General features: G+C 46.9%; 20 protein-coding genes and 1 pseudogene. 8 read left to right on the forward strand and 13 right to left on the reverse strand.

From position 1 onward, the window contains the following. Positions 1-71 precede the first annotated feature (71 nt). The 3 genes from AB5542_RS16870 to AB5542_RS16880 all read right to left on the reverse strand — a co-directional run bounded on the left by AB5542_RS16870 (position 72) and on the right by AB5542_RS16880 (position 2,433). Positions 72-875 (reverse strand): GyrI-like domain-containing protein, encoded by an 804-nt coding sequence (locus tag AB5542_RS16870; RefSeq protein ID WP_368243239.1) that lies wholly within the window; start codon positions 873-875, stop codon positions 72-74. A gap of 83 nt (positions 876-958) precedes the next feature. Then, positions 959-1,366, reverse strand: a complete 408-nt coding sequence (locus AB5542_RS16875; protein ID WP_279040281.1) for a pyridoxamine 5'-phosphate oxidase family protein — start codon at positions 1,364-1,366, stop codon at positions 959-961. Positions 1,367-1,437: 71 nt separating this feature from the next. After that, complete coding sequence (locus tag AB5542_RS16880; protein ID WP_279040280.1) at positions 1,438-2,433, reverse strand: helix-turn-helix transcriptional regulator; 996 nt, start codon at positions 2,431-2,433, stop codon at positions 1,438-1,440. A gap of 79 nt (positions 2,434-2,512) precedes the next feature. Here AB5542_RS16880 and AB5542_RS16885 point away from each other — a divergent pair, with 79 nt between their 5' ends. The 6 genes from AB5542_RS16885 to AB5542_RS16910 all read left to right on the forward strand — a co-directional run bounded on the left by AB5542_RS16885 (position 2,513) and on the right by AB5542_RS16910 (position 10,180). Beyond that, positions 2,513-3,391 carry a hypothetical protein gene (locus tag AB5542_RS16885; RefSeq protein WP_118304952.1) on the forward strand — a complete coding sequence of 293 codons (879 nt, stop codon included), beginning with the start codon at positions 2,513-2,515 and terminating at the stop codon, positions 3,389-3,391. A 137-nt stretch (positions 3,392-3,528) separates the two neighbouring features. Beyond that, positions 3,529-4,269 carry a murein L,D-transpeptidase family protein gene (locus AB5542_RS16890; protein ID WP_279039199.1) on the forward strand — a complete coding sequence of 247 codons (741 nt, stop codon included), beginning with the start codon at positions 3,529-3,531 and terminating at the stop codon, positions 4,267-4,269. Between the two features lie 60 nt (positions 4,270-4,329). Beyond that, positions 4,330-5,169 carry a type I methionyl aminopeptidase gene (gene map, locus AB5542_RS16895; protein ID WP_279039201.1) on the forward strand — a complete coding sequence of 280 codons (840 nt, stop codon included), beginning with the start codon at positions 4,330-4,332 and terminating at the stop codon, positions 5,167-5,169. Between the two features lie 10 nt (positions 5,170-5,179). After that, positions 5,180-7,123, forward strand: coding sequence for an AAA domain-containing protein (locus AB5542_RS16900; RefSeq protein ID WP_279039203.1), 1,944 nt, complete (start codon positions 5,180-5,182; stop codon positions 7,121-7,123). 88 nt (positions 7,124-7,211) lie between these two features. Further along, entirely contained in the window at positions 7,212-9,281 is a 2,070-nt protein-coding gene (gene ppk1 / locus AB5542_RS16905) for a polyphosphate kinase 1 (protein WP_279039205.1), read from the forward strand. Next, a complete protein-coding gene (locus AB5542_RS16910; protein ID WP_279039207.1) occupies positions 9,278-10,180 on the forward strand; it encodes a hypothetical protein in 903 nt (300 codons plus the stop codon). The genes ppk1 and AB5542_RS16910 overlap by 4 nt, the downstream gene beginning before the upstream one ends. Positions 10,181-10,250: 70 nt before the next feature. Here the strand turns inward: AB5542_RS16910 and fldA are convergent, their stop codons facing one another. Continuing rightward, a complete protein-coding gene (fldA, locus tag AB5542_RS16915) occupies positions 10,251-10,757 on the reverse strand; it encodes a flavodoxin FldA (protein ID WP_279039209.1) in 507 nt (168 codons plus the stop codon). 113 nt (positions 10,758-10,870) lie between these two features. Continuing rightward, positions 10,871-13,066, reverse strand: coding sequence for a B12-binding domain-containing radical SAM protein (locus AB5542_RS16920; RefSeq protein WP_279039210.1), 2,196 nt, complete (start codon positions 13,064-13,066; stop codon positions 10,871-10,873). Positions 13,067-13,183: 117 nt separating this feature from the next. Between AB5542_RS16920 and AB5542_RS16925 the strand changes: the two genes are divergently transcribed. Further along, positions 13,184-13,693 carry a bacterioferritin gene (locus AB5542_RS16925; protein ID WP_027200056.1) on the forward strand — a complete coding sequence of 170 codons (510 nt, stop codon included), beginning with the start codon at positions 13,184-13,186 and terminating at the stop codon, positions 13,691-13,693. A gap of 17 nt (positions 13,694-13,710) precedes the next feature. Here the strand turns inward: AB5542_RS16925 and AB5542_RS16930 are convergent, their stop codons facing one another. Together AB5542_RS16930 and AB5542_RS16935 are read right to left on the reverse strand one after the other, a co-directional pair. Then, positions 13,711-15,009 carry an NAD(P)/FAD-dependent oxidoreductase gene (locus AB5542_RS16930; protein ID WP_279039211.1) on the reverse strand — a complete coding sequence of 433 codons (1,299 nt, stop codon included), beginning with the start codon at positions 15,007-15,009 and terminating at the stop codon, positions 13,711-13,713. Positions 15,010-15,306: 297 nt separating this feature from the next. Next, positions 15,307-16,767, reverse strand: a complete 1,461-nt coding sequence (locus AB5542_RS16935) for an OmpP1/FadL family transporter (protein WP_279039213.1) — start codon at positions 16,765-16,767, stop codon at positions 15,307-15,309. A gap of 163 nt (positions 16,768-16,930) precedes the next feature. Between AB5542_RS16935 and AB5542_RS16940 the strand changes: the two genes are divergently transcribed. After that, on the forward strand, positions 16,931-17,137 hold the full coding sequence (locus AB5542_RS16940) for an RNA-binding S4 domain-containing protein (protein ID WP_027200054.1): 207 nt from the start codon (positions 16,931-16,933) through the stop codon (positions 17,135-17,137). An 11-nt stretch (positions 17,138-17,148) separates the two neighbouring features. Here AB5542_RS16940 and AB5542_RS16945 read toward each other — a convergent pair whose 3' ends face one another. The 6 genes and pseudogenes from AB5542_RS16945 to AB5542_RS16970 all read right to left on the reverse strand — a co-directional run. Continuing rightward, positions 17,149-17,697 carry a hypothetical protein gene (locus AB5542_RS16945; RefSeq protein ID WP_279039215.1) on the reverse strand — a complete coding sequence of 183 codons (549 nt, stop codon included), beginning with the start codon at positions 17,695-17,697 and terminating at the stop codon, positions 17,149-17,151. Between the two features lie 14 nt (positions 17,698-17,711). Then, on the reverse strand, positions 17,712-23,222 hold the full coding sequence (locus tag AB5542_RS16950) for a leucine-rich repeat protein (protein ID WP_279039217.1): 5,511 nt from the start codon (positions 23,220-23,222) through the stop codon (positions 17,712-17,714). Positions 23,223-23,224: 2 nt separating this feature from the next. After that, complete coding sequence (locus AB5542_RS16955; RefSeq protein WP_027200052.1) at positions 23,225-23,680, reverse strand: hypothetical protein; 456 nt, start codon at positions 23,678-23,680, stop codon at positions 23,225-23,227. Beyond that, the gene (locus AB5542_RS16960; RefSeq protein WP_118449637.1) at positions 23,661-24,119 is read right to left on the reverse strand and encodes a phage holin family protein; all 459 of its coding nucleotides are present in this window, start codon (positions 24,117-24,119) and stop codon (positions 23,661-23,663) included. The genes AB5542_RS16955 and AB5542_RS16960 overlap by 20 nt, the downstream gene beginning before the upstream one ends. 1 nt (position 24,120) lies before the next feature. After that, on the reverse strand, positions 24,121-24,507 hold the full coding sequence (locus tag AB5542_RS16965) for a hypothetical protein (protein WP_279039219.1): 387 nt from the start codon (positions 24,505-24,507) through the stop codon (positions 24,121-24,123). A gap of 17 nt (positions 24,508-24,524) precedes the next feature. Then, positions 24,525-26,162 (reverse strand): annotated as a pseudogene (locus AB5542_RS16970) (hypothetical protein); the annotation flags it as partial.

The raw sequence follows: 26,162 nt of genomic DNA on the forward strand, positions 1-26,162 counted from the left end.
CCATAATAATTCATTTTTGAAAATTGCATTACAAAAATAATCAATTCGGAATTTACACACTTTTTGAAACACTATCGATTCAGGTACTTTTCAAAACCGGGGGTATCTCCCAGCTTATACCCTTTCTCGGGAATCCATTTTGCATAAATCGTATCGTAAACGGCATGAAGGTTTTCATACGGTCCTTGGTAGCGGAAGATTGCATATTTCCCGCCGGGAATTTCTTTTACTCCCACCTCTCCTTTCGGTTTCCCGACACGGGGTAACACGAGGCACACGGACGTGCGCAATTTATCCTGTTCCGTCACTTTCGGATCATCATGGTACACGCAGAGGAACTCCACATCCGGGGCAAAAAGATTTTCCTCCCGCACGTAATTCCATAGTTTTTGCCATGCGGCACAATAATCCAACTGGTTATATGCACCTGTCAGCCAAACGTAAATCACTTGTTTCGGGGCCAACACCTGTTCTTCAAATTCTAGTTTCAAATCGGGTCTTACTTCTACTGGTTTCATAATCGTGTAATTTTTATTATTACGGTATCCATTCGGCGAAATACCATAGAATTGCTTGAAACTTTTCGACAAAGAAGAAGGCACGTCATACCCGACCCGATAAGCAATGTCCTGCACGGACAAATCGGAATAGCGTAACAAGCGAGCTGCAGTCTCGACACGTACCCGGGTGATGAAAGCCCCGACAGGCTCTCCCAGAAAGGCTCGCACGATCCGGTGGAAATGCCAGGGAGAAAAACCGGACATCTCGGCTAACATCCCGAGATCGATATTCTCATCCAGATGATTATTGATATATTCCACGATCACGTTGATCCTTTTCAAGTACTCTTCTTTCGTTGTCAATTTCTGTTCCATATTTTTTTGTATTTCGAGACAAAGGTAAGACCCTGAATTGGGAGAGACTTTTCCGATCTTGCTAAATTAGTTTGTAAGGTTCTCTACACCTCCCCCTTCACAAATTGAAAGTCCAGCCAATAAGTTGCCCGCTTTGCCGTGAATTTCAAAATGCAATAAGTCGGGTCGTTCACCCCGCCCGGGAAATGCTCAATAAACCAATCCTGCCACAAGGCTTTCTTCTCTGCCTCATCGGTAACAATCTCGATGTACCCGGTCAACACGACACTGTTAATCTCCTTCTGGAAACACACTCCCGCTTTAGGATTCACCCGAAAGTGTTCTGTTTTCTCGGAATGCGTTCCCGTAGCAAACCAGATTGTAGTTATCCCTTCCGCTTTCACCTTCGACATCGGCACAGGACGGGGAAAACCATTTTCGTCAACAGAAGTCAGTACCACACTTTCGCATTGCTCCAGTAATAATTCCGCTTTTCGTTTCAATTCTTCCATATATCCATTTTATTAATTATAAATACAAAAGTAGAGTTCCGGGAAAAGAATCTTTTGTAAAAAATCGACTTTTATTCCCCCAAATAAGTAATCGGAGTATCTGCCGGCAAGGACGTGAAAACCATCGGGGAACTACCCGACAATTTCTTGAACTCCTTCACCAAGTGAGAAGAATCATAATACCCGCAATCAACCGCCACGGAAAAGAGGTTATTCCCGGAAACCTGACGAAGTACATCCATTGCCCGACGAAATTTCACGACCCGGCTATACTCTTTTGGCGTGTAACCCGTGGCATGTTTAAAACGACGTTCAAAATGACGTTGACATATACACACCCGACTCATCAACTCCCGAACAGGCAACAATCCCCCGGCCTGACGGATCACCCCGGTTGTCCACACGATTTGCTTGTCAACCTCTTCGGCATATTTTAACCGGGATATCAGAAAAGTTTCGATCACTTGCAACCTTTCCTCCAGCGTACTTTTCTCCCTTAAAAGAGAGGCGAACTCTTCATGAAAAAGAAATCCCACGTCTCTCAAATGAAGTCTCTGCCCACTCAACTCCCCTAAAGGCTTTTTCGTGAAAATAGTCAACCCGCAAGGAGTGAATCTGACCCCGATCATGTGTAGTGATCCGGCACAAACCGACAACTCCGAGTAAGTCTTCATCGCTCCCACGAAATAACCGTGTAAAGGATCAACACCAAACCGATTTTTATCCTCTAGGTTACGTGCATCATCCAAGTTAAAAATGAAATCGGTACAACCATCAGGCAAAATTTTCATCTTCTCACCTATTTCCGGTGAGCCTTTCACCTCCCAATATTTGTCTATATAAGGAGATAACACAGGATGAGGGGGATATTCTTGGTACATGGGTTCGATTATTGGTATCAAGGCAAAGCTACTAAAAAAATCCGGGACGACCATACCATCTCCAACACAGGCATCATTTGGAGAAAAGTCCCTTCCACAGGTAACTTGGGGAGAAATTCCACAACTGGGGCAAAATTTTCCACAATTGTGAGATTCGAACAAATACACGTACAAACTGTTTTTCAACACGTTATCATTTTACCACACGAATGGCACGGGCCTTGTCTCTATTTAGGCATAGAATAAAACATCAAAACAAAAAACTATGAGAACGTTTATTTTTTTAGCAGTCAGTTTGTTTTCCATCGCCTTCCTCGGAAGTTGCGTGGAAAGTTCACAAAAATATAAAGCTTTGCAAGCAAAAGCAGATTCTCTACAAGCCGTTAGCAACGGACAAAGTGACGAAATGGATAAACTTTTAGCAGATCTGAATGACATTTCCGCCGGAATGCAATCTATCCGCGAGGCCGAACACATTCTGGCCATCGAATCACAGAGTGACACGAAAAACAGTAAGAGTAAAAGCCAGATTACCGCTTTAAAAAATGACGTACAAGCGCTTTCTGACGCTATCGCCGGTTACAAAGAAAAAATTGCTAAACTGGAAGGGACTAACAAAAGACAATCCGCTGAATTCAAGAAATTAATCGCCGGGTTAAACGAAGAGTTAGCCATCAGAGATCAAAAGATCAATGAAATCAACCAGATTTTGGCTGCCAAAGAAAAAGAACTAGGTATCAAGACTCAACAAATAGCAGAACTAAACCAAAACGTGAGCAATTTGCAGGAGGAATCGACCGCACAAAAGGAAATGATTTCCGGTCAGGACAAATCGCTCAACACGATCCACTATCTGTTAGGTTCCAGAAAGGGGCTAAAAGAAGCTAACGTGATCTCAAGACAAGGAATCTTCTGTCCGCCGATCGTTTCTTCTCAAGCTCAAAATGCAAAATTCGTGGATGCCGATATGCGTGAATTGACATCCATCCCGTTAAACTCCAAGAAAGCAAAAATCCTTTCCGTTCACCCAAGCGAATCATACGCATTGGAAACCGGGGATGACGGTATGCAGACTTTGAAGATTAACAACCCGAGTGCATTCTGGAAACAAACAAAATACTTGGTAGTGATGATCAACGAATAAGGAAAGATTCACACACTCATATACACACAACACACACAGGTAAGGTGTTCGGGGTCCTCCCGGACGCCTTTTTTCATGCCCGTTTGTTTTTTCCCTTTATTTTACCGTTATTTGTAATAACCTAATTATACGGATCCATGAAAATAGCCTTGCTCACCTTGTTATGTGTTATCGCTAGCAATGAACCGGACTTCGTCAGCCAGCAAAAGAAATATCCCCGGGTACGAAACGCCTACCACGAAAAAGAGGCATTACTGACCCGAAGATTAAAAGAACACAACCTTTCGTTGGATAACCTGAATATTCTTATCATGGCGTATAAAACAGAATGTATCATGGACATCTATGCCAAGAAACGGGAAGACAAGGTGTATAAAAAGATTACAACGTATAAGATATGTGCCCGTTCCGGATCTCTCGGCCCAAAACGTCGTCAAGGAGACTTACAAATCCCGGAAGGTTTCTACCATATCAACCACTTTAATCCCACGAGTAACTATCATCTCTCTTTGATGATCAATTACCCGAACCATTCAGATAAGCTGAAAAGCAAAGCCTCCCATCTCGGGGGTAATATCTGTATTCATGGAAATTGCGTCACGGTGGGCTGTCTTCCCATGACAGACGATAAGATCAAGGAAATATACATCTACGCCATACAAGCCCGTCAATCCGGCCAGGAAAAGATACCCGTGTACATCTTTCCTTTTAAATTCTCGGACGAAAAGAATAAAAATTACAGCGAAACCTATCGTGCCTATCCAAACATATTAGATTTTTGGAAAAATCTCGAAACAGGGTATAATCTATTTATCAAGGATTTAAAGGAGTTAAATATCTCCGTGGACAAACTCGGTAACTATCAATTTTCCAAATAACGGAATAACCTGTCTCTAAAAACACTACCTTAGTGCCTTATTACAAAAGGAGACAGCAATATGCTATTCAATAAAAACGAAAACAAACCGGCATCCTCCATCGAGGAAAAAATCAAACTCTATCGTCGTCAGGGTCACATTGTTCCCCCCCGAAAGATTATCAAGAACGCGGAACAGATAAAAGGCATCCGCGAAAGTGCAAAAATCAACACGGCCGTGTTGGATCACGTGGCGGCTAACATCCGGGAAGGAATGTCAACCGAGGATATTAACACGCTGGTATACGATTTCACCGTGGCACACGGGGCTATCCCCGCACCGTTGAATTACGAGGGTTTTCCCAAAAGTGTATGTACTTCCATTAACGAAGAAGTATGTCACGGAATACCGGACAAGAATATCATTTTAAGAAGTGGTGACATTATCAATGTTGACGTTTCCACTATATACAACGGTTACTTTTCAGATGCATCCCGTATGTTCATGATCGGGGAAGTTGCGGAAGATCGCCAAAAACTGGTACGTGTCACGAAAGAATGTCTGGAAAAAGGCATCGAGGCCGCACAACCCTGGCGTTTTCTCGGAGACGTGGGCGCCGTGATCCAGGAACATGCTGAAAGTAACGGGTACTCGGTTGTCCGGGAATTCTGCGGACACGGGGTCGGCTTAAAATTCCACGAGATTCCGGAAGTGGAACACGTGGGAAGACGGGGTACGGGAATGCTGCTCGTTCCGGGCATGATCTTCACGATCGAACCGATGATTAACATGGGAGAACGGGATATATTCATCGATGAAGATAATGATTGGACGGTTATTACCGAAGACGAACAACCTTCCGCTCAATGGGAAAACACCATATTAATCACGGAAACCGGGAACGAAATATTAACCTGGTAACCCGTTTAACATGGCTTGCGAACAAATACCTTCCCCCCTGGTTGATCTCCTGCGGCAATACAAACTGTTGCAAGAGGAATTCGAGTTTGAAAAAGAGACATTCTACCAACAAACACAACGTGCAGGAATCCCTAAACGGATTCAGCAAGGCGTTTGCTGGTATCCCGTGTCAGCGAATAAAAGTTACTACAACTCGTTAAACCAACTCATCATCGAGATCAAACGGGATGAGAATGATGACACGGATCATAATTTCGAATACGGTCGTCCGGTTTGTTTTTTTCGTTTTAACCAAACGGGGGATTTGCGTTATTTCAGTTTCGCGGCAACCATCAGTTACGTTCATGAAAACACGATGCTCGTCGTGTTGCCCAACTCCAACAGCCTTTTGGATATTCAAGGATGCCCGGATCTTGGCGTACAACTCTACTTTGACGGGACCTCCTATAAAACCATGTTTTCTGCCCTAACGGAAGTCATGGAGGCCAAGAATAACCGCCTTGCCCGCTTACGGGAAGTCATACTGGGAAACGAGATGATGGAACAACGAAAACTTCAACCGATTCACTTGATGTGGCTGAACCATTCACAGGAACAAGCGGTAAACCGGGTACTGGCAGCCAAAGAGGTTGCAGTTGTTCACGGCCCTCCCGGAACCGGAAAAACAACCACGCTCGTCGAGGCCGTCTACGAAACTCTGCGACGGGAGAATCAAGTAATGGTTTGCGCCCAAAGCAATACAGCCGTGGACTGGATCGCCGAAAAGTTACTGGACCGGGGAGTCAATGTACTACGAATCGGGAACCCCACACGGGTAAACGACAAGATGCTGTCATTCACGTACGAACGCAAATTCGAATCCCATCCAGCCTACCCCACGTTACGAGCCGCGAGAGCATCCATCCGGGAACTCTCCGGACGCCTGAAACGCTTGAAAGGAGCCAAACGGGAATCTGCCCGCCGGATGCTGCATGATTTACGGGACCAAGCCATCAAATTGGAAATCAAGATTGATGCCCAACTCTTCGGGGAGGCCCGCGTGATTGCCTGTACGCTGGTTGGTTCCGCCAATAAACAATTAAACGGGAAAATGTTCTCCACCTTGTTTATCGACGAGGCCGCACAAGCCTTAGAGGCTGCTTGCTGGATTGCCATATCCAAGGCCTACCGGGTAATACTTGCCGGGGACCACTGCCAGTTACCTCCCACCATCAAATGTTACGAAGCTGCGAAAGGTGGGTTGGATCGTACGCTACTCCAAAAGATTATCCAGCGTAAACCCGAAACTGTTTCCATGCTCGAAACACAGTACCGGATGCACGAAGACATCATGTACTTTCCCTCGAAATGGTTCTACAAAGGCCGTTTGCAGGCATCTCCGGAAGTACGCCACCGTAATATTCTCGAATACGACACTCCCATCGAATGGTTCGACACGGCCCTCTGCGAGTTCTCGGAAGATTGTGTTAACGAAACGTATGGAAGAATCAACAAGCCTGAAGCCGAATTGTTGGTAAAACAATTACAGGAATATATCGAGAAAATCGGTATTGAACGAGTGCTGGATGAAAGAATCGATCTCGGGTTGATATCCCCTTATCGGGTGCAAGTACAATATATCCGGCAAATCATCAAACGGAACCGCTTCTTTATCCCCTTGCGGAAACTCATCACGATTCACACCGTGGACGGGTTCCAAGGCCAAGAACGGGATGTTATCCTAATCAGTCTCGTACGGGCCAACAGCGAGGGAAACATCGGATTCCTAAATGACCTGCGCCGCATGAACGTGGCCATCACCCGAGCCCGCATGAAACTCATTATTCTGGGAGACACCACCACGCTCACCTCCCATCCGTTTTACAAGGCCTTGTACGAATATATCCGGGAGAAAGGAAAGATCATCGAAATTCAACCGGAAACACCCGACACGGCCCCATCCAAACAAAAGTAACTTCATTGCAACATTATTTTCATTCGAATGTAACAATTCTGCACCTACTTTGTCCTCGTAAAAAACAGAATGTTATACCAGATGAAGTATGTTATACAATAGAGAATTAAGTTGGCTTTCGTTTAACGAACGTGTCATGCAGGAAGCCCAGGATAAGAGCGTCCCGCTTATACAACGCCTCCGTTTCCTCGGAATCTATTCCAACAATCAAGATGAATTTTTCAAGGTGAGAGTTGCCAACCTGGAACGGCTGGACAAGAAAAAGAAAGAAAAGGATAAAAAACTCTCCGGCAACCTAACCTCGCTGGAACTACAACGCAAAGTGTCGGAAAAAGTCTGTGAATCCCAAAAAGAATTCGAGAACACCTACACGCAAATCCTGGACGAAATGGTCAGCCACCACATCTACGTAGTTCATGAAAATGCCCTGGATGAAAACGAAAAACAATTCTGCAGACAATACTTCTCGGAGAAAATCAGTCCGTTACTCGTTCCGCTGATGTTGAGAAAAAGCGTCCGGCTCCCCTACCTGCAAGACGAGCGCATCTATCATGCCGTTAAAATGGTCAACAAGAATTCTACGAAGAACAACCGATACGCTATCATCGAAATACCACACAACAGCCTCTCACCCCGGTTCATCGTACTGCCTTCCCCCAACGACAATACCCGGATCATCTTCATTGATGATATCATCCGTCTTTGTCTGGATGATATATTTTTCATGTTCTCGTACGACGAGATCTCGGCCTACACCTTCAAGTTCATGCGGGATGCAGAGCTGACACTAGATGACGACGTATCGAAAAGCCTTGTTGAAAAAATGGAACAGGGATTGAATAAAAGACTTTATGGTCGTCCCGTTCGTCTCGTCTACGACGAGGCGATGCCCGGAGATCTGTTCAACATCCTCACCGACAAGTTAGGACTAAATAAAAGTGGTAATCTTACCCCCGGCGGACGCTATCATCTGATGCGAGATCTGATGAAATTTCCTAAAATTAATCCGGAATTAGAATACGAAGAGGTTTCCCCGTTACGCCATCCAGCCTTTAAACCTTTTTCCAGCGTGATCGACGTGATCCGGAAACAGGACATTTTGTTAAATTATCCCTATCACACGTTCAACCATTTCATCGACTTTATGCGGGAAGCCGCCATGGACCCGCACACGGATTCAATTTACATCACGCTATACCGCACGGCCGAAAGGTCAAAAATCATCAACACGCTAATCAATGCCGCCAAGAACGGGAAAAAGGTCGTCGTGTTACTAGAATTACTGGCCCGATTCGACGAGGCCAGAAATATCGACAATGCCGAGGCATTAAGACAAGCCGGGGTAAAAGTAATTTACGGGATACCGGGATTGAAAGTCCATTGCAAACTCGCCTTGGTCAAACGGCGGGAAGGCTCTCAATTAAAGGGATATGTACACGTGGGAACCGGAAATTTCAACGAGGACACCGCCAAAATATACAGTGATTTCAGCCTGTTCACTGCCAACCGGACCGTGGCGGAAGATGCAGAACGTGTCTTCGAGTTCTTGCAAAATAATTACAAACAACTCGATACGGACCTGCTACTGGTCTCCCCCTACAATATGCGGGAACGTTTCGAATCCTTGATCGACAACGAAATCAAAAATGCTAAAGACGGGAAAAAGGCTTACATTTACGTAAAATGTAACAGCCTCACGGACGAACGGATGATCGGACTACTCTACAAGGCCAGTAAAGCCGGGGTACGTGTACGCTTAATCGTACGGGGAGCCTGTTGCTTGATGCCCGAAGTAAAAGGCCTAAGCGACAACATCAGGGCCATCAGTATCGTGGATAAATACCTGGAACACGCCCGCCTGATCTTGTTTTACAACGGGGGAAAAGAAAAGGCGTTTATTCTCAGCGCAGACTGGATGACCCGCAATCTGAGCCGCAGAGTGGAAGTCGGTATCCCGATTCAAGATAAAACCATACTGAACACGCTAAAAAATACTTTTTCCATCCAGTGGAAAGACAAGGTAAAAGCCCGGAACCTGAATTTAGAGGTTATAAATCAGCGGGTGTCACCTTCCTCACCGGATGAAACAGACCTGCAAACTCGCTCACAAGTGGCACTATACAATTTTTACGCATCACAAAACGAAACACAAAAATGACCATAAACACGAAAACACTGGCCGCTATCGATATCGGCACGAATGCAATCCGACTTTTCATATCCAACGTGGAAGAATACCCCACGGAAACCCTGTTCAAAAAAATAGCCTTTCTGCGAGTACCCATCCGGTTAGGAGAAGACGTATTCACAACAGGAGAAATAGGGCAACAGAAAGGAAAACGCCTATGCGAAACCATGCAGGGATTCTCGTATATCATGTCTGCATTCAACGTGGAAAGCTACAAGGCATACGCAACCTGCGCCATGCGAGAGGCTCGAAACGGTAAATCCGTGGCCGAACAGATACAAAAAGAGTGTGACCTGAACATTGAAATCATCAGCGGGACCAAAGAGGCAGAAACCATTTTCGCCGGGGGCATGAACGAGGTGGTGGATGATGACAAAACCTACTTGTACGTGGATGTCGGTGGCGGTAGCACCGAAGTAATTGTTTATAGTAAATCCGTCAAGGTCGAGGCTTGTTCTTTTCCGCTGGGAACCGTGCGTATGTTAAATGACGCCATGGACAAAGAGGAGATGAAACACTTCAAAAAATGGTTGAAAAACATCACGGAAAAATATACCCCGGATGCCATTATCGGGTCGGGCGGAAATATCAACAAGATTCATAAATTACTGAATAAAAAGGAACGGGAACGAATCACATACCAAGAACTGGATATTCTTTACGAATACATGAAATCCTTCAACCTCGAAGAACGGGAACGGATCATGAAACTGAACACCTACCGGGCCGACGTGATCATACCCGCCATGAAAATATTCCTCACCGTGGGAAAAATATGCAAGATAAATGAAATCATCGTCCCAAAACTCGGATTATCTGACGGGATCATCCGGTTGCTATACGAGGAGGAAAGGAGAGGGAGAGTATAGACTTTACAAGCAGAAAGCGTGTTAAAAGGCATTTTAACACGCTTTCTTAAATCAAAAACAACAACTAGACTCAACAGATCACTTGCTTTAAACCACTAATCCAAGCATCTATTCTCTTATCAGTCTGGTCAGATTCATTGGATTCATCCAAAGGAAGCCCCACGAACTGACCATCCACACAAGCCTCGGAAGAGTCGTAACTATACTCGTCGGTATCCACCGAACCGGCAAATTGACATCCACTTCCTTGTAGCTCGTTATAAATTATTCCGATAGCATCGCAGAATGACCCGCCAAAAGAGGCAGAATCCCCGCATCCGAAGATTGCCACGGTCTTACCCGACAAATTCTTCGCTTTCAGCTTATCCAAGAAATCGTTCCAATCATCCTGCAACTCTCCGATTCCCCATGTAGAACTACCCAGTAACAAAACATCGTACTTGTCGACCTCGTCCACTTTTGTAGTTCCCACGTTATGTATATCTTCACTTGCAACACCCAAACGAGCCGCAATCGTTTCAGCTACTCCTTCGGTTGCTCCCGTCGTGGAGCCATAAAATATTCCAACTTTCTTCATCTCGATGTATTATTTTATTTTGTACATGACAAAGATAGCGCACCCGACAATACCGGTAAATCCCTATATATGATTAAATTTAACCCCGCCAACCCCTATTCATGGGGATGTGGTTAAAGCAGTAACAAACCATGATCCCGGATCGCCTGCATCTCTTTACTATACCAGAAAGGCAGGAAGTCATCGTTAAACAGGATCTCGTAATTCCGACTAAAGTCTTCCAGCAGATAAGGATTCACAGCATCCACTCCCACCTGCATCAGCGACTCGTGGATAAAATGAGCCCAGTCACCCCTCATTTTGATCGCCATCTCCCGGTTATTCGTATGTAGCAATAACACGATCGAATATTTCCCTTTTTTCACGCTCTCCGGCCCCAACTCCACCCGACCTCCTAACCAGTATAGGCGCCGGGCATGTAATTTTTCCACAGGTTCCTGTTCTTCCGCCATATGTGCGACAAAGCGAGGCGGAATCGTGGTTGCCGGAATCTTGCAGTCAAACCATTTTTGTAAAGGCAAGTCAAACCCCACTCCCCGCATATAATTATATAGTGAACGACTTAATCCACCCCCCAGTTCGTCATGATCACCTCCTTGTAAATCCTCGAACGCCACGTCATTCCGGGCAAAGCCCCCGAAAGGCGGTTCCGTAACCCGGGTTCCAAATCGTTCGGGACACAAACCTACCGGACTATGCGCCGTCATGGCAAAACGATGCCAAAAACCGGAATGGATATATCCCAGCTCGAATAACTGGCGCACCACTTCAAGCGAATCGACAGTTTCCTGTGTTGTCTCCGTCGGGAAACCATACATCAAGTAAGCGTGAACCATGATTCCCGTCCCCGTGAAATGATTGGCCGAACGGGTCAGTTGCTCCAGAGTAACCCCTTTATTGATCAAACCCAACACCCGGTCAGACGCAACCTCTACCCCGCCCGACACGGCAATACAGCCGGATGCCTTCAGTAAACGGCACAAATCCCGTGTATAAGCCCGTTCAAAACGGATATTCCCCCACCAGACGACCGTCAGTCTTCGGCGCAATATTTCCAGTGCCATCTCTTTCAATAAAGCGGGAGGTGCAGCCTCGTCAACAAAATGGAAACCACCTTCCCCCGTCTGTGCCATCACTTGTTCCATTCGGTCAACAATCGTTTTCACCTCGTTCGGTTCATAGCGCCGGATATAGTCCAGACTCCCGTCGCAAAAACTACATCTTCCCCAATAACACCCGTGAGCCAGAGTCAGTTTATTCCATCGTCCGTCACTCCATAACTTATGCATCGGGTTTACGATCTCGATCACCGAAACATACCTGTCTAACAACAATCCGGAATAATCGGGTACGCCGACTTCCTTCTGCGGGATAATCACGGCCGACTCATCATTCAAAAACTCGACCCTCCCGTCTCGTAAGCAAAATGTGCGTACCAAATCGGAATCCCCGATCTGTCCCGTCACGTGTTCAAGCAAACGCCATAACGGCAACTCACCGTCATCCAACAACAAGTAATCGGTAAAGTGGAAGAAACGCACGTCTGTCAACGATCGCAATTCCGTGTTGGCAAATCCCCCACCCATCGCTACCGTGACCTCCGGATAATTAGCTTTAATCCACTCCCCGCAACGCAAAGCACTATAAAGATTCCCGGGGAACGGGACTGTGATAGCCACCACCTCCGGACGATACTCTTTCATCCGGGCCGCAAGCAGCCTTATCAGGTAATGATCCGTGAAAGTCAAGGGCTTTGCCAGCTCCGCATTCAACTCATCAAAAGAAGAGGCCGAACGCCCCAGATGCTCCGCGTAACGACTAAACCCGAAATGCTCATCCACGGTCTCTTGCAAGAAATCGGACAAATCTTCCAAGTACAAGGTGGAAAGGTAACGAGCTTTATCCTCCAACCCCATCACCCCGAAGGCCCATTCCGTATCTTCCTCCTGCTCGAAACGACTTGCCCGGGGTAGAAAATAAGATTCGCAAATCGAGTAAGCCAGCGTCCGGTTCCTTCCTTGCAGAAAAGCCATGACCGCATCAATTGTGCGCTTGTACTCCTCCTGCAAGGCAAAAATACGCCGGGCGTTATCCGACAAACGAATTTCCCGGGCTGCCACCTGTTGAAAAAGCTCATGTAGCCCCCGGGATGAAAATATTTCCAGAATCACTTCCAAGCTCAAATCAACCTGCACGGAATCAACTCCTTTCGTGTTCAAAAAACCTTTCAAATACATCATCGCCGGGTAAGGTGTATTCAACTGCGTAAATGGTGGTGTCACCAGCAACACCTTAGGGGAAACATTCATTATCTTGAATTTATGATTAAACAAATGTACACTTTTTTAATTCCAAGACAAAATTTAGGATATGCCACTTTTATTTCTTAATTTAGCGAATCGTAAAACTACTAACATTTAGCTATTATGAGTAGAAAGGAAAAAAGCATTGAATTATTAAACAAAGCAGTTGCTGACGAATTGCTTGCCGTACACCAGTACATGTATTTTCATTTCCGTTGTGACGATATGGGCTACGACCTGTTGTCCGGGTTATTCAAACGTACCGCCATCCAAGAGATGATGCACGTGGAACAGCTTTCAGAACGTATCTTGTTCTTGAAAGGAGAAGTGGAAATGAAAACATCCGGGGATGTTCAGAAAATCCACGAACCGAAAGAAATGCTGGAATTAGCCACGGCCATGGAAGAAGGTAGTGTAAACGACTATAACGCTTGGGCTCAAGAATGTGCTGCCAATGCGGATGCCGTATCCAAGAAACTATTCGAAACGCTTGTTGCCGAAGAAGAAGTTCACCAAGATCAGTATGAAACAGAACTGGACAACTTGGAGAAATTCGGAGCCAATTATTTGGCCCTGCAATCTGTTGAACGCAGTAAAAGCGTGGCCGTGGGAACCGCTCCCGCGGGAGAATAAATGATTAAGAAAGCGACTCAGAACGGGTCGCTTTTTTTCACCTCGGGCTTTATCAACAACCGCAATGCCTGGTCGTACGTCACGTAACTCCACATCCAGTTGATAAATATAAACAATCGGTTTTTCACCCCCACGATACTCATCAAGTGAACCAACAGCCACAATAACCAGGCAAAAAATCCACTGAAACGAATACCGGAAATCTCTGCCACGGCGTCATTCCTCCCGATCGTGGCCATGGATCCCTTGTTCATGTATTTAAAAGGACGCAAGGGTTTCCCCTTGATCACGTGTCGTAAATTCTTCGCCAATAAACTAGCCTGCTGTATGGAAGGCTGCACGACCTGCGGGTGACCGTTCGGGTAGTTTTCCGCCACCATCAAGGCGGTATCCCCCAACGCGAATATATCCGCCATCCCCTGTACCCGGTTGAACTCGTCCACGAGAAGGCGATTTCCCCGACCGTAGACATCTTGAGGTAACCCTTCCAAACTGTTCGCCTTCACCCCAGCCACCCAGAACACGTTGTTCGTAACAACCTGTTCACCATCCACGAACGTCAATTTCTTTCCGTCATACTCTTTCACGAGCTTTTTCAACAGTACCTCTACCTTCATATTCTTCAAATTCCGAATAACGTCCTCCGAGGATTTCCCCGAAAAAGCGTTCAGCAACCGTTCTCCCCCGTCTACCAGGAGAATCCGCATCTCGTTCCAATCCAGCTCCGGGTAATCCTTCGGCAACACGAACTTCCTCATCTCCGCTAAAGCTCCTGCCAACTCGATTCCCGTGGCCCCACCTCCCACAATCACGAACGTCAGCCAATGCCTCCGTTCTTCCGCATCCGACGTGTTCAACGCCCGCTCGAAGCTCTCGATCATCCGGTTCCGGTTAAACAAGGCATCCGATGTCGTTTTCAACTGCATCGTCCGTTGTGCTAACGTCTGATCCCCGAAATAGTTCGTTCCTGCCCCTGTGGCAATTACCAAATAATCATAAGAAACATCCCCGATGGAAGTCTCCAAACGATTTTCCTGCGGGATCACCCTTTCTGCCGTGCATATCCGCACGTGAAAATCATGTCGTCTCTTGAAAATCTTTCGGAAAGGGAAAGAGATCGCACTCGGCTCAATTCCCGATGTTGCCACCTGATACAGCAAAGGCTGGAAAAGGTGATAATTATTTCGATCTAATAATATAACTTGAAAATCCCGGTCATTCAACCGACGAGCCAATTTCAACCCTCCAAAACCACCCCCCACAATAACAACTCGTTTTTTAGTTCCTTTACTAGGAATATTGCTCATTGCTTCCATACACGTAATAACTTTTATCTTCAGTTATACGTGATATTTCATTGAATCGTTCCGTTCCCGGTTAAAAATAAAAGTTTATAAAGTCGATAAGGTTTATAAACAAAGTGGCTGTCCCAAAAGTTATTTTTCAAACTCCCTCCCCCCTTCGGGGTACTCCCTCTATAAACAGAGGGAGAGTTGAAATACTCCCTGTCTTTAAGAAGTGTCACCAGCTCCTCCTCTGTTTATAGAGGAGGTGGCACGAAGTGACGGAGGAGTTTTTTGAAATAAAATTGACTTTTTAGACAGCCCCTTATATTAGAACCGATAAGAAATACCTATTGATGGAGAAAATGCCGTGGATTTATATTTTCCCTCGAACATTTCATCCGCTCCCGTGACCACGTTCTTGTACGGGTACTTTCCGTGTTGGCTGAACCCTTGAATGTAAAGGAAAGCCACGTCAAATTGCAATCCCTTGTAAGGCTCGAAAGTCAATCCGGCAGAAAGCCCTAATTTGTCCATTCCCGGAGTTTCCGGGTTGTACAACTTCTTACGAATCGGGCTTTGGTCATAATATACTCCGGCACGTAACACCAAACGATCGGTTGTCTTGTAGCTTGCCCCGATACGGTAAGTCATTGAATTTTTATAATCTTTCTCCGCTTTAATCGGTGCGATTCCCAATTCCGCCTCGTTAAAATACACGTTCAAAGAATCGTAAGCATTCCATCCCACGTATTGTAAATCCAACGCCAACTCCCAACGATCCGTGGGACGATAGCTCACGCCCAACGTCGTGTTGGAAGGTAAAGGCAATTCTGCATGGAAAGTACCCTCATCATACTTCGGGATAGAGATATTCGGGATCGTCACTCCCGGTAACTGATTCAACATCGGACCGTATTTAGCAAGCAAATCTTCCATATTGGCAAACAAATCTTCAATACGACGGTTGGCATAATTTAACGATGCCTCCCCTTCTTTTACCCGCATTTTGATCTTGGAACGATAAGACAAACCGACAGTCACTTTATCACAAATATCGTACATGATTCCCACGTTAAAACCCACTCTCATGTGTGCATTTCCTTCCAAACGAGCATAAGCCGGTGGAACCTCCGTCCCTTTCATCAATGCAACCATCTCCTGCATTGCCTGTTTATCCGCATCCGGAATTATATTCGAGGGAACACCTGCCAACAATGGTAATAAACTTTCAAACTTCGTTCCTATCCCCTGCAAATCGCTCGCCCCCATCAATGCCCTAGAAAGATTCACGTTTCCCCAAGCCAGTTGCAAACCGACACCGATACTCAAATGATCCGTGATCTTGTAAGAAAGCGTTGGTTGAATCACGTATGATTTCAGGCTAATATCCTGAATCAACCCTGCCCCGGCCCAGTTCTTCGGCCACTTCAAGGAGTTCCCGTAAGGAGTGGTCAAGCTGATTCCGGCAGCCAAATTATCGTAAATCTTGAACCCGGCGTAAGCGTATAGCGGCGTTCCTACCGGGTTATCCGTCTTGGCCGAATACCCGTCGTAACTATATTTAGCCTTGGCCATGATAGCAGATATACCTAATGAAAAATCCATATTGGTACGCAAAAACACCAGTCCTGCCGGGTTAAAATGCATACTCTCCGCACCCAATTTCATCCCGGTCCCCACGTGTCCCATTCCGGTCTGTTTCGTGCTTAACAAATTGACTTGGTATCCTTCGGCAAAAACCGTCATGCTCAAAATAGAAGCCAATACTGCAATGACTAATCTCTTCATAGAATCTTTTTTACATTATTACTTAACGATCAAATCATTAAAACAATCTAATCATTATTTTCTAAATTTTAAGGCGCAAAAATAACATTCAACTTCTTAAGTTGTTTCTACTTTACGGTATGCAACAAAAATTGGTTACCTTTGCGTCCAAAATACAGACACCATGATCACGTTTGAAATAGACACCGAATACATTGAATTAATCAAGCTGCTAAAGGCCACCCGCATCGCTGACAGCGGTGCCATGGCCAAGATTCTCGTGGAAAATGGAGAGGTTACCCGCAATGGAGAACCCGAATTCCGCAAACGGGCTAAAATCACCAAAGGAGAAATCATCACCGCTTTGGGACAAAGCGTGCAGGTAGTATAAGTGTTTTTTCATCAAAACTTATACATCAGCCCCACGCTAAAACCGTCATATTTGTATTCAATGCGGAATCCCAAGTCGTGATAAAAACATCCTCCACCAAAAGACAAATCATGACCTTCCGTGTAGAAGGATGCCGAAACAAACGGCACCCACACACTCTTTTTTACAATCATAACCCGTTCCCGCACGGGAGTATAAGCGTATGCAAGATGTTTCAGCTCATTGTACTGCACGGAAAGCTCCACAGCTAATTTCCCGGATTCATTATCGAACAAGGTCCTCTTGTAATCCCGGATCAAATTCCAATCCTCTATCGTACTCTTTAGCGTTCCTTCCCGATCCACGATCGGAACATCCCGGTAAACCGTATCCGTTTTGTACCTGTACTTATAACGTACTTCTCCGGACAGGCGAACCGTGTCCGGAATAAAGCACGTTATAGTATCTCGAATCGTCTCACCCTTCATGTAAGTCGTCCTTTCCCCCTCCTTCATCGTGTACCTCCCGACAAAGAACCCCAACAACAAACAAATCACGCCGCATATAATCAGAGTCTTCATATCAATCCAATCTTTTACACGTTCTCCGGTTTCTGACTCATCGGTTTTATTTTACTCGAATAATTCTTCCATATATCAGCACTTTTATATGCCTCAACACTTTCGTCCGGAACATAAATAGAATAAGATGTTGGCATATCATATCCCAATGATAACTGCCCCGTAATTACAGGTGGAACAACAGATTTCACGATCAAATGCTGTACCTTAGTACATCTATGAAGCATACCCCCTCCCATTTCTTCCGTTGTAGATGGATAAATTAAGGTGATCAACTTTTCACAGCTTTGTACCATTAAAGGAATCACGGAAAACCCTTCTCCAAACTCGATTTTTAACAATTCATTATTTGCAGAGAATGTATGTCCGGAGTTTTTTATATCAACCGTGGCAGGCAAATAAACACGAGTAAATTTACATCCTTGGAAAACGGCGTACCTAAGACGACTCACATGATTAAAATCTATCGAATTCTCATCAACACCTGTATTCTCGAAACTAGTGGATCCGATCAATACTTTTTGATTTTTGGGAAGACTAAAACCTTTTAAGTTTGTACATTTTTGAAAAGCCCGGTCCTCAATTATCGTAACATTCCGGAATATACTTCCAAAATCCGAAAAATCCGTAATCATCGTATTTGCTTTAAACATATCAAGTTTTATTGCTTTTACCACATCAGCCTCACTTCTTAATAGTCCTATCTTATTCTTACTGTACTCTTGAATAGCCAACCTCTGAATTTCCGGATCCTTGAACTTAATATAGAAATTACCAACCACATTTATTTTCAACCGTTTAAACGTATTTCTCAACGTTTCCACCGAATCCTCGTAAACATCCGCATGAATATTCAACGTCCCGTCCAGCACCGGAACCGGGTCTTCCCCGGCAATTCCTTCACTGCTCAATCCCTCGTAACTCCCATCTGCCAAGCTTACCAACTTATCAAGTATATCCGAACTATCGTACGTCTCGTTAAATCCCACGACCCGCACCCGTTTCAAAGCGTGTTCCGTCCCCTGTTCTTTCTGGGCCTCCATCACCTCTACCAGCAACTTCACCGGGTGAAGTAACGGACAATCCTCCACGAAAAAGTCCGTGATAATCCCCTTGCATTGCTCTATCCTGACTCCCTCCGTCGGGAGCAACGGGTAGTTCGACAGTGACAGGTACTGATTGCGGGGACTAAACTCGATCACCCGCATACTACCACCTGTCGGAAGTTTCATCTGCGAAAGGGAGGTTCCGTCAGCATACACCTCTTGCAAGTGCGTGCAGGAAGTCAAGTTCAATGTACCACTCAACGTGGCAATATTCGACAACACGAGTTTCTGCAACGACGCACAATTCGAAATTGTCAACGACGTGATCGAGATCACGATATTCTCCGTCTTGCTCCCCAAGCGAATTTCCCGGAGCATCCGTCCCTGTATCACCATGGACCCTTGCACGTTCTTGTCATACCAATCCCCGATGTCCTGCAAATAAGAGGCACCCTGTATCGCGTTCTGCTGGTCGCCCGTTCCGGAAAGTTCAATCTCCATGGAACAAGTCTCCCCTGCCCGGGTCCGTTCGCCCCGGATAATCGACGTCCCGTTGGCAATTGCCGGGTACATATCCATCGCCGGGGTCAGATCGTACGTGATCGTGTTTCCGGCGGCACGTACCGTGATCGTGTCCGTTCCGGCGGCCGAGAACAAACCGAAACTATACTTTGACATCATATACAGGATACGTTTCGTGATCCATCGCTGCTCCGCTTGATAGTGGTCGCCAAGCGACTGCGTGATCGGGTCCGTGTCGTTCGAATAAATTCCGGCACTATAAGCCAGTTTCCCGTTTTCGTAACAATATCTGGCATCGGCATTGTATGAATTTGCCGGGAAATACTCCTGTGCCTCGTCAAAGAAATACTTCTGGTAGAAAGCGTAAATCTTTTCCAGGTCATTCCCCGACTTCAAACCGCCCAACGCCTGCATGGCCGTCATCATCCGCCGCATACTGGCCACCTTCTCCTCCGGGAAAGCCAACTCCATCAGGTTAAAGAAATTATTCGTTTCCCCGTTCCAGATCGAGGCCCCGGTTTCATCCGTGTCATGCGTCTCCACGCTATACTCCTTGTTCGGCAATCCCCGGTTCGTCGTGTCAAACCGGGTGTCCGCGTCGTCCACCCGCCAGCGAAAACGGCTTGTCTCCGTCCCGAACGAGTAAGGGTACGTGTTCTTCGCCCGCTCATCCGTTCCCGCGTTAAACTCCACGTTATTCATGAAAAACAACGTGTCATCCACGTCCCAGTACAACGGAGCCTCCGCCCTGAACTTGGCAATCCGGGCATTCACAAATAACGTGTTCAACTCATCATTCGTCTTTCCCGACAGGTCGGTAGCCGACAGCCCGTACCCTTTATCCACCAGTTGCGTGACCAGATTAATCACCCCCTTCCCCATGTCCGAGGGGATAAAACGATTCAACGACGCCTCGAAATAATACACGTCAAATCGGCTCCCGTCTCCCGCCTTGGCAATCCAGAATTCACATGGCCGAGTTCTCATCGCGGCGGCCTGCTCGTTCAACTCTTCCGGGGTCCCGTCAAAAGGCAACAAACGGGGAGAACATTCATACACGATATTATATGCCGGGATAAACCTCGATATACTCTCCACCTTACCCTCTCCGGCATCCCAGCTATTCGCCCCGTTATACTGGAAAGCCTCTTCGTCGCTATTGTAGAACACGTTATTATTCCAAGGCACCCGAAACAGCGTACATAATGGCGAGTTATCCGATCCCTCGATACTGATTAGGTTCGGGAACAAATCCGTGTCGAAACCGAACGTGTACTTGTCCCCCTTGTCAGGCCCGAACGTGTACAATCCCCGGAACGTGTACACCGTGCGCCCCTCCTCGTTCACCGACTTCTCGAAACACACGAAAGGCATCTGGTACACCGCCACGCGGGCATCCGCGTATTGCTCCGTTTCCATCGCCTCGTTCCTCAACCCGACTTCCCGGTACAAATCGTTATAAGCATTCACCGACCCGATCTTGTGCGACTGCATCGAGGAGGCAAAATTCTTCTTCGCCGTAAACTTCTGTCCTGCCGGAATCCACGGCACCATCTGCCACTTCTTCGTGCTTGTCGTCCCGTCGGCATGAGTGATCACCGATTTTGCCTTGTCCAATTGGTAACGGGTATTCCATATCCAGTACTTCATCGAGGACGTGCCCTGTCCTTTCGCCGTGACCCCGGAAATCGAAACGTTCCATTCCGGGTGGTCCGTGAACAGCACGTCCAAATTACCCACCCGTGCTGTCTGGTCGGCCATCGAGGGAATCGTGTTGTCAAACACGAGACAATTAAACTGATCCCTCGTGTTGTCGAAATCCACCTCCGAACCGTTCCCGTCCAGAATATCGTTATACAGCCGGACACGGGCCTTTTCTGCCGAATCGGATAACCAGTTGATATAATTCGTCAACACACCCTGCGATGTTAGGCCGGAATCGTATTCCCGGATTCCGTATATATCCACATCCGCGCAGTCCGAGCCAATCACGATGCCCCCTCTCTGGGCAAAATAATCATTATCCTCGTAAGCGAACTCCCGGTTCTTAACCCCGTTGATATACAGGATACAGAGATTAAAATCCGGATTCCCGTACGCCATCGGGAGAATCGTTAGCGTGAACCGGGTCCGCTTTCCCTCGAACGTGTGGAGGCTCTGCACGCTGTCCTCCCGGAGCGACTGCGAGTGCATCACGATCTGATCCGCGTAAATGTTCAGCCCCGTGAACGACACCCCGTCGGGCGTGGAAATCGTCACGATCGGTTTCGAGTAATCCGTCACGTGATCCACCCGGTAATCAATCTCCAGCGTCTTCCCGACCCGGGCGCATTCCCTCGCGAAGGGATAATAAGCCATCGCCAGCGAGGAACCCGCCATCAGCCGCAACACCCGGTTCCCGTCCGAATCCGGTACCCACCCGTCGTTTCCCCAGTTCATATTCTTCCACCCGGCAGCAATCGCCGTCCCATTCATCTCGTTCACCACCTCCCGGTAATTCTCCTGCCGGTTATTGCGAGTACGCGGGTTGACGTACAAGGTCGCCCCCGCAACGGCGGAATATCCCAGCGAGTTGTTCACGGGGAAAACGAGTGGTGACGTCAGTGCAACCGACTCGTCAAGCACCTCCACTTGGATGGAAAACTCGCTATTGTCCAACGTGTCTATTTCCAGGGGAAGAGAGAACGTGTGCTTGGTCGACACGGCAATGCTGTTTTCATTCGAGGAAAACACTTGTTGCCCCTCTTTCATGATCACGAACCGGGCAAACGTACTCACGCTATCCCCGTCGTACATGGCGTAATCGAACAACGTGTTCTCCACCCAGTTCGTGGCCTTCTCCAACACGTTATTAATGGCAATCAGTTTCACCCGCTCCCCGGCAACAGCACAAATAATGTTGAAAGCAACCGTCTTCGTCTTGATACTCTCGTCCGAATTCGCCACGTACGCCGACACCCGGAATACCCCCGTCTTCCCCGGGTGAGGAATCGTGTAATTATAGGCCGTCTCGATATACACGTTCGTCCCGATCGCCACCTCGTACGACTCGTTATAATCTTTTCCCGACATCGAAACGTGCAACGTCTTCGCGATATTTCCCCCGATATTCAACGGCAAGATAATTGCCCCCGAGTAAGCTGTCCACCACCGGAAATTATCGGCAAAAATAGACAACGCCGTCAGTTGAACGGTATAAACAAAAGCGGGTGTCGTGATTTCCGTAACCTCCCCCGTCACCTTGATCATCACGTTATTGGCTCCCGAACTCAAAAACTCGGCCACGTCAAGGGCCACCGGGGAAGCACTATTCACGTATACCTGTTTCACGACCAAATAATCCGAATGATCCCCGTTCCTCACCGATATTTGCAGTAGTCCCCGCTCCCCGGTGTCCTCGTACGGCTCGGAATCCGTGTACCGTTCTTGACTTACGAAGGTGAAATTCAACCAGCAAGGCTCTCCCTTGCTGGCCGAAATATTCTTGCTATCCAAATTATTCACGATCCGGACATTACGTTGCACCCCGGTTCCCCCACCCCCGCCGCCGATTTCCGACAGGCGTTTCAGTGTCCACGTCCCGCTTCCTTTCGCCCGCATCAGCACCACGTCCTCGCTGCCGGCATGATCCGCCTCCTCGTCCACGTTATCCAAACTTCCCAGCGTGCCTCCCACCGTCAGGGGCAACGAGCCGATATATGTCCTTACCAGTTTCCCGTCTTCCTCGATAGCATACAATGTCCCTTCTTTCTTTTTCCCGATAGCGTCATATTCCGCTTGAGTCAACAACTCGTAATCCAGTGATAAGGCCTTGACCAACGGGGTAATAACCTTCTCTTTCATATCCTTCAATGTCATGCTCCCCGCCACAAACCCGTTCTTCGCGTCCGTCATCAAAAAAGTATCTTCATCCGACACGCCATGAGCCGGAAAATTCTTTATATCTAATGTTCCCATATCTATAACACGTATTGTTTGTAATTATACACGAATTCCTCTTCCGTACCTTTGCCTTGCGGGGTATTGTAAAACCGTTTCCAGTACCCCGCCCATCCCGTCAGGTCCGAGGGAATCTTTTCCCGAACCCGGGCGTAGTGCATCCGGGCCATGCTGATTGCCAGTGCCAGATTATATTCCAAGTATTCACTTTTCAAGTTGATCACGCCGGATACGATCAGCACTTTCCGGCACAAATCCGGCCGATACGACAAATAGTTCCGCACGATGTCATCAAAAGTCTCCGGTTCCATCTGGAAAATCCCCAAGGCCGGACCGTTCCCCAACTGACGGATATATTCACCCAATGCCGACTCTTGGGCTGCCGTCCCCATCAGCAAGTTTTCCGCCTCCTCCGAGTACCCCCCGATCCCGATCAGTACTCGTCGAATCAAGTTCCTAAGTTGCCTTTTGTCCATCATCCAGTTCTTTTATCTTTTTCAACAACTCCTCGGCACTCTTCGCCGTCGTGCAATTGATAATATCCCGGATCGCTGCCGGTAACTTCGCCACGTTTCCCTTTTTCGCCCGCTCGTTCTCCCACACGCTCCGTCCCTCGATCAGCACGATCGCTGCCGTCACGATCATCGAGGCATAAGGATATTCATACCACGGGATACAACTCCCGATCACGTCAAAAATCAACGCCATCACCTGTATCCGCCAATAATCCCCCAGTTTCCCGATCGTCCGCCGGAACCCACCCGAGTTTATCACTTCTCCCCTAGCCCTGGCACTATTCACCCCCGCCCACAAGTCCATACAAACCGCCATCACCATCACCACCCACATGGCTAGGATGATATACACCCGCAACTGTATCTGGGAGAATTCTCCCGTTACCAAATAATCAATCATCTCATTCCTGTTTATTCACGTTCTCCATCTCGTTATAAGCCTCATCAACCACGTCCCGCATCACCCCACACTCTTCATCAACACTCATTCCCTCCCGGTAACGTTCCCCAAACTTTCCCTTGTTCAGTTCGAACAACAAGGCATCTGCCGGTAACCCGTTGATCTTCTCCCCGCCAACCAACGAAAGCAACACGCTCTCCTCTGCCGACGTGATCTCGATTTCTCCCTCCGACTCCCGAATGCGCTGCAATAAACTTCTCGTGATGGACGAGGAAGGAAGAGAGGCATAAATAGCATTCATAAATCCCTTACTCATATCCATGAGCAAGTATTTTTCCCGGTACGAGTCGGTAAAAACCCGCATCTGTTTCATGTTTATTTTTTTCATATTGATTTTTATTTAAACTAATCATCCCCAAACTTTATCCCTGCAACATCCATCGTATTCATCACCCAACAATTCGCTCCATTTACATTACCAATAAATGTTATCATAGCCAATACAGTCACTCCACCACTTTTATCATTGATTAATCCCCAGTTATAATTACTACCTCGATAATACATTTTATGATTCCCTTGAGGAATTATACCGACCATACCACTCCCCAATTGTTTGACCCATATAGTTTTTCCTTGTTTAGGTGTAGCCGGAAGTTTCAAATCAACTTTACTACTATTTGTGCAAACAATATACTCATCGTCATCTCCTATCTGGTATCCACTCAATGAACTCGTGTACTTTAATACATAACGACCGCCTTTAACCACTCCGTTCCCCAACTTTACATCTCCATTAAGAATATCAATAGCAATATTTTCATTGGCACCAGACACATCTATTTCTACTCCATAATTAGTTAAAGTTCGATTATAATCCTTATTAATAAATCGAGCAACCCCTTTCAATCCGGTAGAGAGCGGATAAACATTACTACCGATCATTGATAGCCTGTTAGCTTCTTTAAATTTTATAAACTCCTCGTACAAAGACATTCCTGCAGTCGGATTGTCTCTATCTGTAGATTTACCTATACATGAATTAGTAATATTAAAGTTACCAATCTTATTTACACTCCCAAGTTGAAAAACAGGCTTATCCTCGTTACCATCAATAACTCCTTTCAATCCCCAATCATCCGTATCCTTGTAATTCATCGTCACGTAATTCTTAGCATCTTTCCGAACAAGGACAGTTCCACCGAAAAAAGCATCTCCCGTTTGAGCATCTATGGAAAAGGTTAAATCACCATTCTTCATTCCGAATAATCCCGTCTGCATCACTCCATTAACCTCTATCATATCCCGGCCAAACATCACCCCGGTAAATTTGCCACTACTCTCTTTTTTCCCGGCAACCATCCGGGGAGAAATGATTAATTCTCTCCCGACATCGGTTTTGTTCCCGTTCCACTCCTCAATCCAATCCAACAGATTCGCATCAATCCCATCCTTCCCGTCCGCAATCACCGGAACCCGTTCCCGATCCAGCACCGTGCTACCCTCGTAGAGTGTGAATTCGATCCAAGTGGCACTGCCCACGCTTACCGCACCCGTGTAGTCGGTCAGGCTGCCGTCCGATAGCTGGTACTTCAATGTTTTCTCCGTGGTGACGTACGGGGCGGAATTGCCGATCTGCTTCAACTTCTCGCAACTGATCGAGGCAGGAGTGAATGTTCCCGTTTTATCCTTAACGATCACGTCCGCGGAAGGGCGCACGCTGTAAACCACGGCGGGTTCCCCGTTTGGTCCCGGGTAGGCTTTCGACAGGCTGTACACGGCCGTCAACGAGGCGTACCCCTTTTTCGTCGCTGTCACCGTCACCGACCCGCTATCCGCCGTCAACCCGGTCACCGTGATCGCCCCCGTGGAAGCATTCACCGATCCCGTACAACCGGAAAAACTGCCCGAGAAACTCCAGGCCCCGTCCAGCGTGGTCCCCACGTACACTTTAGCCGTTGATCCCGGAATACTCCCCGTCACGACACCCTCCGTGTTACAAGTCACCGAGGCATTCTCGTTCGTCAGGTCCATGTACACCGC

It is taken from the genome of Butyricimonas sp. RTP31003st1_G1_RTP31003_210430 (assembly GCF_040920905.1).
GTDB lineage: Bacteria > Bacteroidota > Bacteroidia > Bacteroidales > Marinifilaceae > Butyricimonas > Butyricimonas paravirosa.

Coding starts and splice junctions, on each gene's coding strand:
- fldA (WP_279039209.1), bottom strand. CDS start 10,757: ATGAAGAAAGTTGGAATATTTTATGGCTCCACGACGGGAGCAACCGAA.
- AB5542_RS16965 (WP_279039219.1), bottom strand. CDS start 24,507: ATGAAAAAAATAAACATGAAACAGATGCGGGTTTTTACCGACTCGTAC.
- AB5542_RS16870 (WP_368243239.1), bottom strand. CDS start 875: ATGGAACAGAAATTGACAACGAAAGAAGAGTACTTGAAAAGGATCAAC.
- AB5542_RS16925 (WP_027200056.1), top strand. CDS start 13,184: ATGAGTAGAAAGGAAAAAAGCATTGAATTATTAAACAAAGCAGTTGCT.
- AB5542_RS16900 (WP_279039203.1), top strand. CDS start 5,180: ATGGCTTGCGAACAAATACCTTCCCCCCTGGTTGATCTCCTGCGGCAA.
- AB5542_RS16955 (WP_027200052.1), bottom strand. CDS start 23,680: ATGGACAAAAGGCAACTTAGGAACTTGATTCGACGAGTACTGATCGGG.
- AB5542_RS16940 (WP_027200054.1), top strand. CDS start 16,931: ATGATCACGTTTGAAATAGACACCGAATACATTGAATTAATCAAGCTG.
- AB5542_RS16935 (WP_279039213.1), bottom strand. CDS start 16,767: ATGAAGAGATTAGTCATTGCAGTATTGGCTTCTATTTTGAGCATGACG.
- AB5542_RS16885 (WP_118304952.1), top strand. CDS start 2,513: ATGAGAACGTTTATTTTTTTAGCAGTCAGTTTGTTTTCCATCGCCTTC.
- map (WP_279039201.1), top strand. CDS start 4,330: ATGCTATTCAATAAAAACGAAAACAAACCGGCATCCTCCATCGAGGAA.
- AB5542_RS16890 (WP_279039199.1), top strand. CDS start 3,529: ATGAAAATAGCCTTGCTCACCTTGTTATGTGTTATCGCTAGCAATGAA.
- ppk1 (WP_279039205.1), top strand. CDS start 7,212: ATGTTATACAATAGAGAATTAAGTTGGCTTTCGTTTAACGAACGTGTC.
- AB5542_RS16875 (WP_279040281.1), bottom strand. CDS start 1,366: ATGGAAGAATTGAAACGAAAAGCGGAATTATTACTGGAGCAATGCGAA.
- AB5542_RS16960 (WP_118449637.1), bottom strand. CDS start 24,119: ATGATTGATTATTTGGTAACGGGAGAATTCTCCCAGATACAGTTGCGG.
- AB5542_RS16930 (WP_279039211.1), bottom strand. CDS start 15,009: ATGGAAGCAATGAGCAATATTCCTAGTAAAGGAACTAAAAAACGAGTT.
- AB5542_RS16945 (WP_279039215.1), bottom strand. CDS start 17,697: ATGAAGACTCTGATTATATGCGGCGTGATTTGTTTGTTGTTGGGGTTC.
- AB5542_RS16950 (WP_279039217.1), bottom strand. CDS start 23,222: ATGGGAACATTAGATATAAAGAATTTTCCGGCTCATGGCGTGTCGGAT.
- AB5542_RS16910 (WP_279039207.1), top strand. CDS start 9,278: ATGACCATAAACACGAAAACACTGGCCGCTATCGATATCGGCACGAAT.
- AB5542_RS16920 (WP_279039210.1), bottom strand. CDS start 13,066: ATGAATGTTTCCCCTAAGGTGTTGCTGGTGACACCACCATTTACGCAG.